Source organism: Kyrpidia tusciae DSM 2912, assembly GCF_000092905.1.
Lineage (GTDB): Bacteria > Bacillota > Bacilli > Kyrpidiales > Kyrpidiaceae > Kyrpidia > Kyrpidia tusciae.
This window is the reverse complement of the sequence record NC_014098.1, coordinates 2967005-2983623: the sequence shown is the minus strand read 5'-3', so window position 1 is coordinate 2983623 and position 16619 is coordinate 2967005. Positions and strand designations below refer to the sequence as shown.

Here is a 16619-nt window from a genome sequence, read left to right as displayed (position 1 = left end):
TGCTTCTACATCCTTTCTTCGTTTATTCTAGAATTTAACACGAAAATAAAAATGAATGTGATGTAAGGAGGTTGGATCGAGTGATTAAAGAAGAAGCTTTGACGGAGGCAAAGTCTTTTCTTCTTCAAGCTAACGAGCGTTTTACTGCGTATGCGCAGCTCTTGCCTGCCCTCTTTAGCGATCATATGGTTTATGAGCTCGAAAAAGAAAAGATTTTCGGGCGTTCTTGGGTTTTCCTGGCACACGATTCTGAGATTCCTCATGCCGGGGATTATGTGGTCCGCTACATTGCCGATGACTCTTTCATTGTTGGTCGCGCCGAAAACGGAGAGGTCCATGTCCTGTACAATATGTGTCGGCACCGAGGCATGGAGTTATGCCGCTCCGAGTGTGGCAATGCCACCTTTTTTCGTTGCCCCTACCACGGGTGGACCTACAAAAATACGGGTGAATTGATCGGTGTTCCATTTCAAAGAGAAGTCTATGGAGAAGAGGGGTTGAACAAGAACGAATGGCCATTGGTGCCGGCTCCCCGTGTTGCAAGCATTTACGGCCTTATCTTTGCGAATCTTGATCCCGAAGCTCCTCCTCTTGACCAATGGTTAGGCGATGCGAAGTTCTACTTGGATTTCTATTTCAAAAAGTCCTTGGTAGGTATGGAGGTTGTTGGCGGGCCTCAGCGGTGGATTTTTCCTTCCAACTGGAAACTTGGAGCCGACAATTTCGTTGGGGATGCTTATCATACCGCCTTTACCCATCGAAGCACAGTAGAGGTTGGGATCCTTGGCGTGCCAGACGCAAACTTTCACAAGGACGCTCCACAAGTGATCGCCGGCCCATGGGGAGGGGGGTATGTACCCAACCTGCCTTACCAAGCGATGTATCCGGAATCTCTTTATCAGTCGATGCGGCAAAACCTTACGGCATCCCACCATGCGATCATGGATCGAGCGTTATGGCAAAGCCATAGCACGCTGTTTCCCAATTTGAGCTTTCTAAATGCTCCCGGTGTTCCTCGCGAAGGACGTGTGGTTCCTTATTTGACAGTACGTGTTTGGCGGCCTTTGGGTCCTGACCGCATGGAAATATGGTCGTGGTTATTTGTCGAAAAAGATGCCCCCGAAGAATTCAAAAAAGACAGCTATAAAAGCTATGTTTTGACATTTGGAACGTCTGGAACGCTGGAGCAAGACGATGCTGAAAACTGGTCGAGCATCACCAAAGTGTCCAAAGGCATGTTGGCCAAACGCACACCGCTGAACTATTCGATGGGGTTAAAGAAATTCCAACCCCTTTCGGACTGGCCAGGACCTGGTACAGCCTATCCCATCGACTACACGGAGTATGCTCAGCGTCACTGGTGGAAGCTTTATTTTGAGAAAATGATTAAAGAGTAAAAAGAGCGAGGTGACCGATATGAACGCTTTGGAAAAAGAAAGCATCCAGCGAGAGGTCGAGGAGTTTCTCTTTCAAGAAGCTGAATTGTTGGATGACGGCCGGCTTCGGGAATGGCTCGATTTGACGACAGAGGACGTCACTTACACGATGCCGTTGCGGGTGACCCGAGAACGAGCACATGGACCGGGTGTGGTGACGGCGATGTCCCACTTTATTGAGGACCGTTATACGCTAGAGAAGCGTCTTGAACGATTAGAGACTGAATATGCCTGGGCCGAAGATCCTCCTTCGCGAACGCGGCACTTTGTCACCAATATACGGGTGGCTCCAGGCGATCATCCCGGGGAAGTTCGTGTCAGGTCCAACGTCCTTGTGTACCGCTCGCGTGGGGATGATCCGACTTTTGACATTTTGAGTGCAGAACGACACGATGTTCTAAGGAGAGTGAGTGAAAGGTGGCGGTTAGCCTCTCGGATCATCTACTTGGATCATTCGGTCGTCACGACTCGTAACCTCGCTATCTTTTTCTAGGCGATGAATTTTAACATAGAAAAGGGGGGTGGGCTCGTGCAGATGCGCGCGGTCAATGACGCTGTGGAGTCGAGGAGGGAGGAGGTCTACGAAGCCGGAGACCCCATCGAAATTGGCAATGAATTTGCGTTGGTGAGGATCCGTAAGATTAATACGAAACATGGTCTTCGGTTGGAGATCACCTCTCCGAAATTAGGTTACCAAATTCGCCTTGATCCATTGGAACTGGAATGCTTGACGTGGCAAACACACGACACATTTGCCAAACTTCTTCAACATCCTTACGGTCCGGGAAAACGTCCGTTTTAACGAGATAAAAAGACCCTCCTTTCATCTTTGACTGTCTTTGGGAGCCGATCGAAGGGTTTGATCATGATCTGGTCGATGGAGCGATTGGATAGGGCGATCAGTTTGACCCGATGTTGGAAGATCACCCAATAAACGAAACGACGGAGGACTAAACAAATGTACGAGATCAAACGGATTTCGACTTTAAAGTGGACGACGAAAGTACTTGTAGCTGGCGATCGTAAATCTCCTGCCGTGATCCTTCTTCATGGCGGGGGGCCGGGCGCCAACGCAGAAGCAAACTGGAGCAATACCATGAAAGATCTAAGTGAACATTTTTATGTGATCGCCCCCGATCTCTTGGGTTTTGGAGAGACTTCGCTTCCTGAGCCTTTGCCGGCGGGTGGACTGGCGTGGATTGGTCTCCGGGTGGAACAAACGTTGGCATTGATGGAGGCGCTGGACATAAAAGATGCAAATCTGGTCGGGAATTCCATGGGAGGGGCTCTGGCTCTCCACCTGCTCCTCGATGCTCCAGGGCGTTTTCGCAAGGCCGTATTAATGGGATCGGCCGGTGGACAATTTGGCGTGACTCCCGAATTGATGAGAATGCTCAGCTTTTATCAAGACCCAAGACATCCGAGGTACCGGGAGATCATCAGGAGTTTTGTTTACGATCCAACCGATACATCGTTGTTCCCCAATTTTGAAGGAATGGTTGAGCAACGCTACCGTGAGGCGATCAGGGAGGATCTCAAACGCAGCTATGAAACGATGTTTAATCCTCCTTTGCCGCCTCTCTCACCATCAGCATTAGCTTCTATTCCACATGAGGTGCTGCTTGTTCATGGCAGGCAGGACAGGGTTGTTCCGCTGGAAGGAAGCCTTTACCTACTAAAGAATTTGTGCAAGGCAGAGTTAGTGATCTATGACCGTTGTGGCCACTGGGCACAAATTGAACGATGGGATGCCATGCGGGCTGAGATTAGCAGATTCTTGCTTTCGTGATCAGAACGGGAAAAAACTCGACCGAAAAAGCGTGGAAGGGGTAGACTTTTCGTGAAGATATTTGAAGGCAAGGTTGCTCTGGTCACGGGTGGTGGATCGGGTATTGGCCGCGCTGTCGTTGAGACTTTTGTAAAGGAAGGCGCGAAAGTTGGGGTTCTCGAACGAGATGAGAAAAAACTTGAGGCCTTGAATCAACTGGCCGGTGACATTGTTGCCGTTCAGGGAGACGCGACCACCTGCCTGGACAACAAACGTGCAGTGGAACAGACCGTCGCGCGCTTTAGGCGTTTGGATGTGCTAGTTACGTGTGTTGGCGTTTGGGATTTCAATGTAGCATTACAGGATTTTCCAGAAGAGAAGATTGACGATGCTTTTAACGAAATATTTAACGTTAATGTGAAATCTTTTATTCACAGCACCAAAGCGGCGTTAAACGAGCTTATCAAAAACGAGGGGAGCATTGTTTATACGTTGTCGAACTCCGCCTTTTATCCAGCTGGCGGGGGACCGCTCTATGTTTCTTCGAAATTCGCGGTGCGTGGTTTGGTTGCCGAGATGGCATATGAATTGGCACCGAAGGTGCGTGTGAACGGTGTCGCCCCCGGTGGTACACTCACAAATTTAGGAGGATTACGTTCCTTGAACCAAGACATGAATCTGAGCAACATACCAGGCATAAAGGAACTTATGCAAGGAGGGAACCCGCTACAAAAAGTGTTTATTCCAGAGGATCATGCTTGGACTTACGTATATTTGTCAGCGAAAGAATTGTCTCCTGGTGTAACTGGCGTTGTCATCAATTCCGATGGCGGGCTTGGGACGCGTGGAATTGGAAAGGTAGCTGGTTTGCTGTGAATGAACCGAAAGATGTTTCTGGTGACACCCCTGACTCACAGTTATTGATCTTCGAAAAGAAAACGTTTAAAAACAACGGGCCCCAAAATTATTATGGTCGGAAACGAGATCAAGTTTATGTTCATCTCAAAAAACTGATCTTGTCACGTCATTTAAAGCCCGGACAGCCGATTGACATTCAACACTTGTCGCGGGAACTCGATGTCAGTCGCACACCGATTCAAGAAGCGCTCTCACGTTTAGAACAAGAAGGCTTCATTCAAGTTGTCCCTCAAGTCGGGGTGTATGTTCACACTCCGACTTCGCAGGAGCTTTTTGAAAAACTACTTAGTCGTGCAGTTTTAGAAGGCCTTTTGGCGGCGTGGGCTGCAAGGAGAATAAGCGATGAGGACGTTGCTCTTCTTGGTGATCTTTTAACAACGATGGAGCCGAATCGCGTTTCTGCACAACATTATGCTTTTGTGAATCGCGAGTTTCATAACATCATTTACCTTGCTTCCGGTCTCCGTTACATTCAGGCGTTGGTCGACCTGCATTGGGACTTAGTGGATTATGCGATGTCTCAAGACATATTATTCAGCCCTGAAAACATGAAGAAATCCTATGAGGAGCACAAGGAAATATTCGATCATCTCCAAAACAGACGGGCGGATGCGGTCAGAAAAGCAGTAGAAGCTCACGCATTTCGGGTGGCAGCTTTGTTTCGTGAGATAGATGAATAAACCGAAATTGGAAGTCGACAGAAAAAAGTCGACAAAATCGCCCTAGCGGTGCTTCGTGTCCGCGAAAAGTACCTCCGAGGCCGGCGGAGGGGGCTGGACCGGGGTGTGCCGGGGCTGGTCCCCGCCGGACCGTTTCAACGGGTCAGTGCACCCGGGAGAGAAACGATTTTGTCCGTTGATGAGCAGGACGCGAGAAAATCTGCTCTGGCGGCCCTTCTTCCACGATCATTCCGCCGTCCATAAAAATCACCCGGTCGGCCACTTCCTGGGCGAATTTCATCTCGTGGGTCACGATCATCATCGTCATGCCTTCATCGGCGAGATCCCGGATCACATTCAGGACTTCTCCCACCAGTTCCGGGTCGAGCGCCGACGTGGGCTCATCGAACAGCATGGCCTTGGGCTGTATGGCCAACGCCAGGGCGATGGCGACCCGTTGTTGTTGCCCGCCCGAAAGTTGACTCGGATAATGATGAAGCCGGTCTGCGAGTCCGACCTTCGCGAGATAATGTTCGGCGATCTGTTGGGCTTCTATTTTTGGTTTTTTCTGCACCGTCATCAGCGGAGCCATCACATTGTGCAGCGCCGTTTTGTGGGGGAAAAGATGAAATCGCTGGAAAACCATTCCGACTTCAGCCCGAATGATGGCCACTTGGCGTTGGGTGAAATGGTGGCTCAAGGTCGTCCCTTCAATGGTGACCGTTCCGGAATCAGGAACTTCCAAAAAATTGATGCAACGGAGCAACGTGGATTTGCCTGATCCGGACGGTCCGATGATGACCACTTTCTCGCGTTGGTGCACGTCGAAACTGACTCCGTTAAGGACGGGGGTTTGTCCGAAAGATTTGTGCAGATCCCGAACCTGGATCATGATGTCAGACATGCTTCCGGAGCCTCCTTTCTAAAAGCCGCACGGCTTGCCCGAGGGGAATGCTCACGATCAGGTAAATGCCGGCTGCGATCGTATACGATTCGATAGTTAAGAAGGTTTGTGAGGCGTAAGCTTGGGTTTTCAAAATGATTTCTCCCAGGGTGATGAAGGCGCACAGGGACGTGTCCTTCAGCATGGCATTGAAATAGTTTCCCAAGGGGGGCAGGGAAATGAGAAAGGACTGGGGAATTACGATGTGGAACATGGCTTGGCGGTGGGTGTAGCCCAAGGCGAGACAAGCCTCAATCTGTCCCTTGTCGATGGCCAAGAGAGAAGACCGGAACACTTCCGACAGATAGCACCCGTAATTGATGCCCAGCCCGATCACACTGGCGGCGAATGCACTCAGGTTCATGTGGTAATCCGGGATCCAGAGGTCGATCACCCGGGTAAAAATCTCCGGGATCACATAATAGACATACAGCAGTTGGACCAGCAGGGGCGTGCCGCGAATGAGTTCGAGAAACGCGGTCAAGACCGTCTGGATGGGGCGCTTTCCGAAAATCCTTCCCAGGGCGATCAACATGCCGACCCCAAAAGCGAGGGCAAAAGCGCAGACGGACAGGACAATGATGAGCCACAAGGCCTCCAGCAGGGACGGAGTCAACTGGACGAATGCCGTGTAGAAATCCAGACTCTTCACTCAGTGGTCACCTCGAAGAAAGGGTCGTCAGGGAAGAGCCGGCCTCCGGCCTTCCCCGACGGCATGCATGACAGACTACAAATGTAGAATCTCAAAGACTACTCGACCATGTTGTCCTGACCGAGGCCGTATTTCTGCAAAACTTTCAGTACAAACCCCTCTCGCTTCAGGTTGTCCAATTCTTTGTTGACCGCTTCCAGCAGATCGGTATCCTCTTTTCTCACCGCCGCGGCCACTGTTCCCTGAAAGACCGGGGTATACGGGGAGACCAGTTTGACGTTCAAAGTCGGATCGTGTTGGATGGTGTAGGCCGCCGTGGCGCTGTCGGTGATGCCCGCGTCGATCTTGTCGGTGTTGATGGCCAGCAGCAGTTCAGCCTGGGACCCGAAAACCTTGACTTCTTTCACTTTGCCCTGTTGCTGCATCTTTTGAATGTATTCCAGGAAAGCCGTCCCTTTTTGGCCCCCGACCACCTTGTCCTTGAGGTCTTCAAGGCCGGATATGGTGGAATCCTTGCGGACGACCAGCCCCTCACCTTCCTTGTACCAAGGATGGGTGAACTGGGCGATTTTCTCCCGTTCAGGTTTGATATACATGCCGTCGGTCACCATGTCGATGTTCTTGTTGTTCAGTTCCACCAACAAATTCTCGAACTTGATCTCTTTCATTTCGACTTTTGGGATGCCCAGGCGCTTGGCGATCTCTTGGATGATCTCCGCATCGATGCCTTTGAGCTGTTTGGTGTCTTTGTCGATGTAGGCGAAAGGAACGTCGTTGGACGATCCGACGATCAACGTCCCCCTCTGTTTGATGGCTTCCAGAGTTGACGCCTTGTTGCCCTCCGCCTGGCTTCCGGTGGTGGTTGCGCCGCTGCCGCATCCCGCCAGAATGGCGGCCGCCAATGCCACGAACAAAGCCGTCTTGAAAAATTTTTTCATGGTCTACACCCTCCTTGTGGTCATGGATCCCAATCGTCAGCTCACCGGTTGATACGAATCCAATTCACCGGTCAGGCGGATATTGGCCGAACGCATGTGAGCCAGCAATCCTTCCCGATGAGATTGACGCACGCACGGGGGGGCCAGGGCGGCAACGCCCTCGTCTTCAATCCATTGGTAGGTGACGACTTTCAAAAACGTCCCGACCCAAACCCCACCGGTATATTTGGCGGCTCCCAAGGTAGGCAGGATATGGTTAGTGCCACTGAGCTTGTCCGCGAAGACCACCGAAGACTTTTCGCCGAGAAACAGGGAGCCGTAATTGGTGAAGCGATCCAGGTAATCCCGCGAATTCTCGATTTGCACGTGAAGGTGTTCCGGGGCAAGATCATTGGTGATCTGAATCGCTTCATCCAGGGTGTCCGCCACAATGACCTGGCCTTTTCTCGACCACGACGCCCCGGCGATCTCGGCGGTACCCAAAGTACGAAGTTGCCGGTCGATTTCTTGCAATACGGCGGAAGCCAGGCGCCGGCTGGTCGTCACAAGAATGGCCCTGGCATCCATGTCGTGCTCGGCTTGAGCCAGAAGGTCGGTTGCGACGTATTCGGGCCGGGCGGTCTCGTCGGCGAGCACCAAAACCTCGCTCGGGCCGGCCAAGAGATCAATGCCCACCACGCCGTAGACCTGCCGTTTGGCTTCGGTAACGTACCGGTTGCCGGGGCCGGAAATTTTACACACGGGCCGGATCGTCTCCGTGCCGTAAGCTAATGCGCCGATCGCTTGGGCTCCGCCGACGCGAAAAATTTCGTCGGCGCCCGACAAGTATGCTGCACACAGGACTGCCGGATGGATGCCGCCGTCCTTTGTGGGAGGCGTGCACACCCGGACTTCTTTGACGCCCGCCACCTTGGCGGGGATAATGGACATCTGGGCCGCCGACAGGAGGGGATAGCGGCCGCCGGGCACGTAGGCGCCGACCGTTTCCACCGGGATGACCCGTTGCCCGAGATGAACGCCGGGGATCATTTCCTTCTCGAATTCCGCCAGACTTTCCATTTGAGCTTCCGCAAAGGAGCGGATGCGCCCGATGGAATATTGGATGTCTTCCCAGAGAGTGAGCGGCAATTGGTGAACGGCCCGTTCGATTTCGTGGATGGAAACTTTTAGATCGCTGACTTCGACTCCGTCGAACTTTTTGGCATAGTACCTAAGGGCTTCGTCTCCACGGTCACGCACGTGGCTCAAGATCTCTGCGACAGTTTCGGTTACGGAAGATCGTTCCTGGCCCGAGGTTGAGGATTCTCGTTTGATGAATTCGATCATGGTGTATACCTCCGGTTCTAAGTGGCGTGCGCCCCATTTGTCTTGCAAGGTACATGCCAACGGAGGGATCTATCCTGACATGGTGCTTCCATCAAGGCCGGGCGAACAAGGTTGAATCCGGAGGTGTGCAAAAGTGACTCGTTTGGCCATCCGGGCCGTTGCACCCGTGCAGGGGTGAGTCGGGGACGCATCACTGCAGTCCATATTTTCTGCATTTTCGACTGATGGTGCTCTGACTGACGCCGAGCCGGAGAGCCACTTTTCGGGTAGATCGCAATTCTTTCATCAGGTGGGCGATGACCGCCGACTCAAATTCAGCCACAAGTTTTTCCAGTTGGAGGTGGGAATCCTCGACGAGTGACTTCAAGCGGTCGATTTCCCGGAACCCGTACGTCGTTTCTTTTCCCGGCGGGTTTTTGTCCACACCTTTGTGCAAGGTGGCGTGGAGGGGGACCGTCCGAATGTAGTCCGAATCGGACGTGACGGCAAGACGCTCCAAGACATTTTGCAGTTCCCGCACGTTGCCGGGCCAGTCGTACTCGAGCAACTGTTTGATCACATCCGGAGATAGAACTTTTTTAAAATTGTACTTCCTGTTGATCCTGTCCATAAACAGAAAGATCATCTCGATCAAATCTTCCGGGCGTTCGCGCAGAGGGGGAATGTGGACCGGGATGGTGCTCAGGCGATAGAACAGATCTTTCCGGAACCGGCCCTTTTCTACGAGGTATGGCAGGTCCTCGTTTGTTGCTGCGATGAACCGGACGTCTACCCGTCTGATTTCCCTTCCGCCCACCCGTCGGAAGGTCCTGTTCTGGACGACCTGGAGAAGTTTTGTTTGCTGCTCCAACGGGAGTTCGGACACCTCGTCCAAAAAAAGCGTGCCTTTGTCGGCCAGTTCCAACAGGCCGAGCTGTCCGGATTTCAATGCGCCCGAAAATGCGCCGGGCTCATAACCGAACAATTCCGATTCAAAGAGCGCGGGGGGGATGGCGGCGCAGTTCAATTCGATAAATGGGTGAGCGCGACGGTCGCTCTGTTCGTGCAGCCAACGGGCGACCTCGGATTTGCCCACTCCCGATTCGCCGAGCAAGAGCACGGTCGTATCTACGTAGGCCACTCTGCGAAGGATCTGGAGGGCGTTTTGGAACGGTTTGCTTTTGGCCACCAGTCCGTCGCCGGTGAACCCGGCGTGTCTTTGATATTGCCGGAGTTGCGCGTTGTAAGATTCGATCATTTTTTCCATCTCTTCGAGTTGTTGTTTTAGGGTGAGGATCTCGGTGATGTCCAGGGAATTGGAAACCACACGGATTAACTTCCCGTCCTTGTCGAACACAGGGTTGGCAGTCACGTGCAGACGCTTTCCGGTGCCGGTCGACTGAATCAGGGTCACGGGATTTCCTTGTTCGAGGACCAACCGGGTGGCCGAGGGGTAAAAGATTTTTTCCCGCTCCATGTCAAAAACATTTCGTCCCACCAACTCAATGCCTGCCAATCCGTAATGGCGCTCGCACGCCGGGTTGACACGGATGCAGACGCCGTGCTCATCCGTGACGAAAATTTCGTCATGGGAAGACTGGAAGACCATTTCTAATTCCTGGATACGGTTCTCCAGAATCCTTACATAAGATTGTTCCTCTTTCATGTTTTTACCCGGACCTCCCGTACACAACATACACCGCCACATTTTAAAATATAGCATGTAGTCGTCATCGCAAACCAGGGCAGACGGGCCGAATATCCTATATTTCGCCGCTCGACCTCCGGATGGAGGGGTACGTTAGAAAGCGGTCTTGACAAGCAAAAGAGACACAGCGGTGGATGATTGATGAAAATCCATTTTTTGCTGTTGATCCCGGCTCTCACCGGTACCGCCTTCGCTGCTCCTGTCCGCGCTGCTCTTGCTGCGCACACCGGCGATGCAGCTCTCGGGGATGTTGCGGACGACTCCGTCGGCGTGCGGGAGGAATCTGCCCCCGCGCCCGATTTGGACACCTATGTTTCACGAAGGTTAGCCGCCGTGTTCCGGCGATGTGGAGTTATTTTTTGGGAGGCGGATGACGAGATATCGGTCAGGCGCCGGCCGAAGACGGTGTTCCGTCGGGGGGGGGGGGGGGCGATACGTTTATGATGGGAGCGGCAGAAAGTGAGAGGGAGGGGCGAAGATGCGTCCAGGGCAATCCCTCGACCACATGGAGGAGCAGTTGGCGAAGAGTATTCGGGAGATGGTGGATGTGGCTGAGAGTTGGGGTGTGTGAGGGATGCACGAAATGTCTGATGTTGATATGGGGGCGCGAGGGTAACGTATGCCTCGAATGTCACCATTCAGCAGGGGCGGCCCCTGAGTGGCGTCCGATCCCTTCTGACCACACGGGGCGGAAAGACGTCACGTGCCGATCAGTGTGCAGCTCGGCTGACAGGCACGCTTATCAGTGTAAGTCCACCTATGCTCACGGGGCCGGATCGGGGCGATGGCAGCACCCCCTGGCATTTGCCAGATGCGCCAGCTTTTTGGCCTTTTTCTCAGCAGCCGAGGCCGAATACTCGGAGAAATCGATGATTGCATGCTCGGGAAAGGGTATAGGATCGGAGATGACGTATAGTTCCAAAGCAGTGCACTCACTCACCGTGACCGAGACCACTCCGACGGAAGCCAGTCCAAGGTGTGAGGTGTAATGCTCCCAAGCCCTCGATGGTGTGATCATATCACCATCGTAGACGGATAAACGTTTGTTATCTTTTGGGGTGGGTTTAAACGTCTGAGAGCTGGGCCTTCCATGTTGAACCCATGATGGGTGAACTTGGCGATACAGCAGAGTACGGTCGTTCATTGATCAGTTCCTTTCACGTCATATTGCTTTAGGTTGGAAAAAACGTATGTCCAATCTCGGTCTTCATCCAAGTTCAGTTGGCGGGAGTCTTCGTCGTCAGTGTCCACGTCCAACACGTGCCACTGGCCAAGGTGATCGTCCAACATCACTTCAAGAGAGACTTCCCGTGTCCCGAAGGTCCACTCAAGTCGAAGATTTCCTTCGACAGTCGGGTAGGCGTAAGGCAAAGGCAAGTCTTCTGGGAAAAGCTGAGAGAAACGCTCCCCAAACCAGCGAAGTCCGGAACTGTCCAGTTTCTTTCCCTCACCGTCCAGCCAGCCGTCCTCGAGGGCGGCGAGCTCTTCGAGTCTTGCACGCACGTCGAGGGGATCAAGAAGGGTGACATGTTCCACCGATTCGACACCTACCAACTTGCCGTCGAGTCGAAACTTCCCAATGCCTTGAACCAAGATGCGTACACGGTTCGAGTATCCGTTGAACGCCTCCAATACAGCGTCTCGGTATTGCATGGCCAGTGGGATTTTGACCTTGCTACCATCCACAAGCTGTACATGAAACGTATTCAAGTCCTTATCGACCTCAGGCACCATGCCGCGCAACTGAATTTCATTGGTCAGTTCTTTACTGTGGGAAGCCTGGATTAACTTTTTCCGGGTTTCGAGGGTCAACCTTGCGCATCGGTTTTCCCCTTCGAGGGGGAATTCAATGGCCTCATCTTCTCGAAGACTCCGACCAATCCGATCAAAATATCCCAAGAACTTTTCAGGCAAACGTTTTCGAACGGCCTCTGAGTTCGATGACTCGTCAATGACTTTGGTGATGGTTTCTATGGCCCGTTTAAGGTAAGTGATGGTTGTAGGTGCTATAGGGAATAGGGTCAGTTGCTCGGGGATTGTTTGGGTAACGGCTATGAGCGGTACAGCGCTACCTTTGTCTACCTTGAGCAACTTCAGAGTTACGCCGTCGGTAAAGCCGCGTGGAACACGCTGACGTTCGGGATGGTCCTTCAAATAATGATATTTTGCAACTTCCACGATCATTTCTTCTAAGGCGACAAAATCTTTAAACAACTCTAAGGGGATGCCGTGCTCCTCAAAGCGGCGTCCAGTCAGTCGCGGACGCAATATAATCTCTAAGCTCACGGCGATCCCCCCAGCCGTTTTGGACTTTCGAAACTGTCGGCTACAGTCATTTGGGACCAGTCATCCCCTAAAATTATATAATAAAAAATTACCGCGGGCAAGAGACGATTGCAACGTTGCAGTGTATGGTTTTAAGGAGCGGGTGCGATCGATAAAATCGCGCAGACGATCCATTCGGACCAGATAAGCGCCAGTGGGTTTAACCCCCTTGATGACCACCTCGGGGTGGGGAAAGGCGATAACATTGCCGAGCGGGGGCACAGGGAGGGACTGGATAGACTCAAAAAGGTCTTTCAAAACGGCAATGTGTCGATTGCTCTGTTCATGCCTCACCCCGTTTTTCTCGTCCGGACATATTGTACGCCGATGTTCTTCTTCTAGGGTACAGCCGGCCCGGCCCGGGGGCCGGGGGCGGGCAGCCGCTGTCCGCCGCCGCCCGCGAAGCCCCTCGACTACCTCGTTTCAAAGCCAAAGGTTGCGGTTCCCTGCACCGCGTCCATCATTTGCTGCAGACCGCCCAGCCACTGGCCGGGGAACACGCCGATCAACAGCGTCAACCCTGCGGCCACCACCACCAGCGCCCCCACGGGCCAGGAAACCCGAAGGGGGGGCAACTCCTCCTCGGCCCGACTCCAGGCGTGGCGCAGGAGGTGAAAATAATACGCATACGAGACGACGGTGGTGGCGATCAACACAAACCCGAGCCACCCCTTGCCTCCGGCCAATGCCCCGGTGAGCACGTACCATTTGGCAAAAAATCCGGCGGTCAGCGGCATTCCGGCCAGGGAGAGCACGAGGACCGTCAGGGCGGCGGTGAGCAAGGGCGAGCGCCGGGACAGGCCGTTCAGGGCCGCCATGTCGGTGCTGCCGTGAGCCCGGGCCACCTGGTCGAGCACCGCGAAAACGCCGACATTCATCAACAGATAGGCCCACAGATAAAAGGCCAGTTGCTGAAACGTCATGGCGTTGAACGCGGCGAGGGGAATCAGCAGATATCCCGCGTGGGCGATGCTCGAATAAGCCAGCAGCCGCTTCGTATTTTTCTGCCGCAGGGCGATCACATTCCCCGCGACCATGGAGGCTGCTGCCAGGATGGCCAGCACGGTGCTCATCTCGTGCCAAAAGGGAGAGCCGGGGCCGCCCGGCGCCGCCAGGACCCCTTCGACGATCCGCGCCAATGCCGCGAATCCCGCAGTCTTGGAGACCGCCGCGAGAAAGGTCGTCACGGCGATCGGCGCCCCCTGGTAGACGTCCGGCGCCCACATATAAAAAGGAAGACTTACAATCTTGAACGACAGGGCGGCCAGCACGAACATGAATCCCACGGTGAGCAGGGGCCCGGCCACCTCCCCCGGAGCCGGGTCGGCCAGGCGACGCCCGATCTCGCCGAGATCGGTGGCCCCCGTCCATCCCACAAGGTAGGATGCGCCGAACAGGAAGACCGCCGTCGCCGTGGCGCCGCTCAAAATATATTTCATCGCCCCCTCGGCAGAGGCGCGGTTCCCTTTTCTCATCCCCACCAATATATAGGAAGCGATCGACAGCGTCTCCAAGCCCACAAAAAGGAGCACGAGGTCCGTGGCCCCGGCCAGGACCATCCCGCCCAGGGCCGCAAACAAGAAAAGCGAGGCGTACTCCGGGCGCCGTTCGGCGGGGACCCCGAGAGAGCGGCGGGCCAAGACGAGCAGCATCAACGTCCCCACCAAAACCAACGCCTGAAAAAGCAAAGTGAAACCGTCCACCCGAAAGGCTCCGGCAAAGCTCCCGGGGTGCGAAGGGATGCCGAAGCGCAGCCACAAGCTGAGCACGATCGCAAGCACCGCCGATTCAAAAGCGACCCGGCGCAGGACCAAAGCGGCCATTGCACCGAGTAAAACCACCGTCTCAGGCCACAGCATGGACCAGGGCAGAGACCAAAGATTGGCTGTCGGCATCACCGCACCTCCTCTCATGATTCTGGATGAACCCGATGTGGTCGGGGGTTGGGGCGGCCCGGGATCTTGGGTTTTGGATCCCAGGCTCGCCGCCGGACCCGCACTTTTTCATCCACTTCTGCAGCGTTCTGCAGCGGGACCTCGCCGGCGGGCGCCCGGCCTAGGCCAGGCGAAGCCACACATAGGCCAGAAGCAGTGCGCCCAGCACGAAAAGGGCGCCGGCGTTGTACCCCTGGACCTGCCCATTTTCCAGCCGGGACAACGCCCGGCCCAGCCCCCGGGCCACCCAGGCGGCGAGGTGCACGAGGCCCTCGAGCAGGAACCGTTCCACCCCGGCCGCCACCCGCCCCAGGGACCGGTACAGCCCGAGGAGCACCCGCTCGTAAAAAGCGTCGATAAACAGCCGATGGTTCAGGGGCGTCGCCCAGGCGCTGGCTGCGGCCACCTCCCGCCGGGCCTGCCACCGGCCCATGCGGCTCGTTCTGAACCAAAAATAGACCAGCAGAAGGGCCAAGAGTCCCACGGCGACAACCACCGGACTGATCCACCCGGGGCTCGACCGGACCGGGGCCGGGAAATCGCCGGCCACCCAGCGGCTGATCACCGGCGCTTGCGGCGTCTCCAAGGCGCCGGCCGTCAGCGCCAAAAGAGCCAGCAACGCCACGGGTACGGCCATCGACACGGGAAGCCGCACCGCCGGAGCCCATCGTCCCGGCTGCAGAACCGGCCGCCGGGCGACGAAGACGAGCATAAAGGCCCTGCCCATGTACAGGGCCGTCAGGGCAACGGTCACCACCGCCAGAAGAAACAATCCGAGATTGTGGCCGTAGACGTGGGCCAGGATCGCCTCCTTGGAAAAGTATCCCGAGAGGGGCGGCAGTCCGATGAGCGCGAGCATGCCGATCAAGAAGGACCACCCGACAAAGGGCGCCTGTCTCCACAGCCCCCCCATCGCCCGCATATCGTAGGTGCCGACAATGGGATACAGACTCCCGGCCGCCAGAAACAAGAGCGCTTTAAACAATGCATGGGTGGTCAAATGAAACAGCGCCGCCCCGTAGCCCCCCACCCCCAACGCAAGCATCATATAGCCCAACTGGCTCACCGTCGAGTAGGCGAGAACCCGCTTGAGATCATCCTGAACCAGGGCCAGGACCGCCGCCAAGAACGCCGTCCCGGCTCCCACCCAGGCCACCACCTCCATCACCTCGGGTGCCGCAGTAAACAGCGGATAGGCCCGGGCCACCAGAAACACGCCCGCGGCCACCATGGTCGCCGCATGAATCAAGGCGGAAACCGGGGTCGGCCCTTCCATGGCGTCGGGCAGCCACACGTGAAGGGGGAACTGCCCGGACTTGCCCGCCGCGGCGACAAAGATCAAACTGGCGAGGGTCGCCGCCTGCACCGGGGCGAGAGCTCCGCTTTCGAGGTGGGCAAACAGATCCGACCACGCCAAGCCGCCCGTGGTCTGAAAGGCGTACAGCATGGCCACAAACAGGCCCACATCCCCGAGCCGCGTCACGAAAAACGCTTTTTGGGCCGCCCGCCGGGCTTCGGGCCGGGCGTAGTAGAATCCGATCAACAAAAAGGAGGTGACGCCGACGAGTTCCCAAAAGATAAACACCGACAGCAGGTCCCTGGCCATCACCAGCCCGAGCATCGAAAACATAAACAGGCTCAAATGTTGGTAGAAGGACGAAAACCGCCGCTCGCCCTTCATATAGCCGTAACTGTAGACATGAACGAGAAAACCGACCAACGTCACGATGAGAATCATCAGAGCGCTGAGAGGGGTCACCTCAAACGCCAGGCTCAGGGTGACATCCCCCACCGAAAGCCATCTCATCGGGACCGACTCCACGGTGCCGCCGGTGAACACCCGCTGGGCGAGGGCGAGGGAGACGCAAAGCCCGGCCAGGGTCGCGGCACTGCCAAGCCATGCGCTTCCCCGGTTCAGCTTACGGCCGAACAGGACCAGGAGCCCGTAAGAAGCAGCGGGGAAAGCAATTACCCACCACGGCCACCACTCCGGATGAACCACGTCTTCCACCCCCGTCATCAGAACCTCGGGT

15 protein-coding genes are annotated in these 16619 nt (G+C 55.1%); 7 read left to right on the top strand and 8 right to left on the bottom strand.

Annotated features, from left to right (window positions below; all coding sequences use genetic code 11):
• The first annotated feature begins 80 nt into the window (after positions 1 to 80).
• The 6 genes from BTUS_RS14530 (at position 81) to BTUS_RS17085 (ending at position 4802) form a co-directional block, all read left to right on the top strand.
• Positions 81 to 1397, top strand: coding sequence for an aromatic ring-hydroxylating oxygenase subunit alpha (locus BTUS_RS14530; RefSeq protein WP_013076821.1), 1317 nt, complete (start codon positions 81 to 83; stop codon positions 1395 to 1397).
• A 10-nt stretch (positions 1398 to 1407) separates the two neighbouring features.
• Entirely contained in the window at positions 1408 to 1929 is a 522-nt protein-coding gene (locus BTUS_RS14525; RefSeq protein WP_280990922.1) for an aromatic-ring-hydroxylating dioxygenase subunit beta, read from the top strand.
• A gap of 42 nt (positions 1930 to 1971) precedes the next feature.
• Positions 1972 to 2238 (top strand): dihydrodiol dehydrogenase, encoded by a 267-nt coding sequence (locus tag BTUS_RS14520; RefSeq protein WP_407635234.1) that lies wholly within the window; start codon positions 1972 to 1974, stop codon positions 2236 to 2238.
• Between the two features lie 156 nt (positions 2239 to 2394).
• The gene (locus BTUS_RS14515; protein ID WP_013076818.1) at positions 2395 to 3225 is read left to right on the top strand and encodes an alpha/beta fold hydrolase; all 831 of its coding nucleotides are present in this window, start codon (positions 2395 to 2397) and stop codon (positions 3223 to 3225) included.
• 51 nt (positions 3226 to 3276) lie between these two features.
• Positions 3277 to 4080, top strand: coding sequence for a 3-(cis-5,6-dihydroxycyclohexa-1,3-dien-1-yl)propanoate dehydrogenase (gene hcaB, locus BTUS_RS14510; protein WP_013076817.1), 804 nt, complete (start codon positions 3277 to 3279; stop codon positions 4078 to 4080).
• Positions 4077 to 4802: a GntR family transcriptional regulator gene (locus tag BTUS_RS17085; protein WP_013076816.1), complete on the top strand. Its 726-nt coding sequence runs from the start codon at positions 4077 to 4079 to the stop codon at positions 4800 to 4802. Before hcaB ends, BTUS_RS17085 begins: the two co-directional genes overlap by 4 nt.
• Before the next feature lie 142 nt (positions 4803 to 4944).
• Here the strand turns inward: BTUS_RS17085 and BTUS_RS14500 are convergent, their stop codons facing one another.
• The 5 genes from BTUS_RS14500 to BTUS_RS14480 all read right to left on the bottom strand — a co-directional run bounded on the left by BTUS_RS14500 (position 4945) and on the right by BTUS_RS14480 (position 10285).
• Positions 4945 to 5673: an amino acid ABC transporter ATP-binding protein gene (locus BTUS_RS14500; RefSeq protein ID WP_041306255.1), complete on the bottom strand. Its 729-nt coding sequence runs from the start codon at positions 5671 to 5673 to the stop codon at positions 4945 to 4947.
• Positions 5674 to 5677: 4 nt separating this feature from the next.
• Entirely contained in the window at positions 5678 to 6376 is a 699-nt protein-coding gene (locus BTUS_RS14495) for an amino acid ABC transporter permease (protein WP_013076814.1), read from the bottom strand.
• 98 nt (positions 6377 to 6474) lie between these two features.
• Positions 6475 to 7314 carry a substrate-binding periplasmic protein gene (locus BTUS_RS14490; RefSeq protein ID WP_013076813.1) on the bottom strand — a complete coding sequence of 280 codons (840 nt, stop codon included), beginning with the start codon at positions 7312 to 7314 and terminating at the stop codon, positions 6475 to 6477.
• 36 nt (positions 7315 to 7350) lie between these two features.
• Positions 7351 to 8640, bottom strand: a complete 1290-nt coding sequence (gene hisD, locus BTUS_RS14485) for a histidinol dehydrogenase (protein ID WP_013076812.1) — start codon at positions 8638 to 8640, stop codon at positions 7351 to 7353.
• A gap of 190 nt (positions 8641 to 8830) precedes the next feature.
• A complete protein-coding gene (locus tag BTUS_RS14480) occupies positions 8831 to 10285 on the bottom strand; it encodes a sigma-54 interaction domain-containing protein (RefSeq protein WP_013076811.1) in 1455 nt (484 codons plus the stop codon).
• A 183-nt stretch (positions 10286 to 10468) separates the two neighbouring features.
• Here BTUS_RS14480 and BTUS_RS14475 point away from each other — a divergent pair, with 183 nt between their 5' ends.
• The gene (locus BTUS_RS14475; RefSeq protein ID WP_013076810.1) at positions 10469 to 10771 is read left to right on the top strand and encodes a hypothetical protein; all 303 of its coding nucleotides are present in this window, start codon (positions 10469 to 10471) and stop codon (positions 10769 to 10771) included.
• A gap of 696 nt (positions 10772 to 11467) precedes the next feature.
• Here the strand turns inward: BTUS_RS14475 and BTUS_RS14465 are convergent.
• The 3 genes from BTUS_RS14465 to nuoL form a co-directional block, all read right to left on the bottom strand.
• On the bottom strand, positions 11468 to 12613 hold the full coding sequence (locus tag BTUS_RS14465; RefSeq protein WP_013076807.1) for a hypothetical protein: 1146 nt from the start codon (positions 12611 to 12613) through the stop codon (positions 11468 to 11470).
• A 452-nt stretch (positions 12614 to 13065) separates the two neighbouring features.
• Positions 13066 to 14547 carry an NADH-quinone oxidoreductase subunit N gene (locus BTUS_RS14460; protein ID WP_013076805.1) on the bottom strand — a complete coding sequence of 494 codons (1482 nt, stop codon included), beginning with the start codon at positions 14545 to 14547 and terminating at the stop codon, positions 13066 to 13068.
• Positions 14548 to 14707: 160 nt separating this feature from the next.
• Entirely contained in the window at positions 14708 to 16606 is a 1899-nt protein-coding gene (gene nuoL / locus BTUS_RS14455; RefSeq protein WP_013076804.1) for an NADH-quinone oxidoreductase subunit L, read from the bottom strand.
• Positions 16607 to 16619 lie beyond the last annotated feature (13 nt).

What these genes read in the sequence shown, in the direction of transcription:
- hisD (WP_013076812.1), bottom strand. Translation starts at nt 8,640, where the DNA reads ATGATCGAATTCATCAAACGAGAATCCTCAACCTCGGGCCAGGAACGA.
- BTUS_RS14480 (WP_013076811.1), bottom strand. Translation starts at nt 10,285, where the DNA reads ATGAAAGAGGAACAATCTTATGTAAGGATTCTGGAGAACCGTATCCAG.
- BTUS_RS14520 (WP_407635234.1), top strand. Translation starts at nt 1,972, where the DNA reads ATGCGCGCGGTCAATGACGCTGTGGAGTCGAGGAGGGAGGAGGTCTAC.
- BTUS_RS14515 (WP_013076818.1), top strand. Translation starts at nt 2,395, where the DNA reads ATGTACGAGATCAAACGGATTTCGACTTTAAAGTGGACGACGAAAGTA.
- BTUS_RS14460 (WP_013076805.1), bottom strand. Translation starts at nt 14,547, where the DNA reads ATGCCGACAGCCAATCTTTGGTCTCTGCCCTGGTCCATGCTGTGGCCT.
- BTUS_RS14475 (WP_013076810.1), top strand. Translation starts at nt 10,469, where the DNA reads ATGAAAATCCATTTTTTGCTGTTGATCCCGGCTCTCACCGGTACCGCC.
- BTUS_RS14500 (WP_041306255.1), bottom strand. Translation starts at nt 5,673, where the DNA reads ATGATCCAGGTTCGGGATCTGCACAAATCTTTCGGACAAACCCCCGTC.
- BTUS_RS14490 (WP_013076813.1), bottom strand. Translation starts at nt 7,314, where the DNA reads ATGAAAAAATTTTTCAAGACGGCTTTGTTCGTGGCATTGGCGGCCGCC.
- nuoL (WP_013076804.1), bottom strand. Translation starts at nt 16,606, where the DNA reads ATGACGGGGGTGGAAGACGTGGTTCATCCGGAGTGGTGGCCGTGGTGG.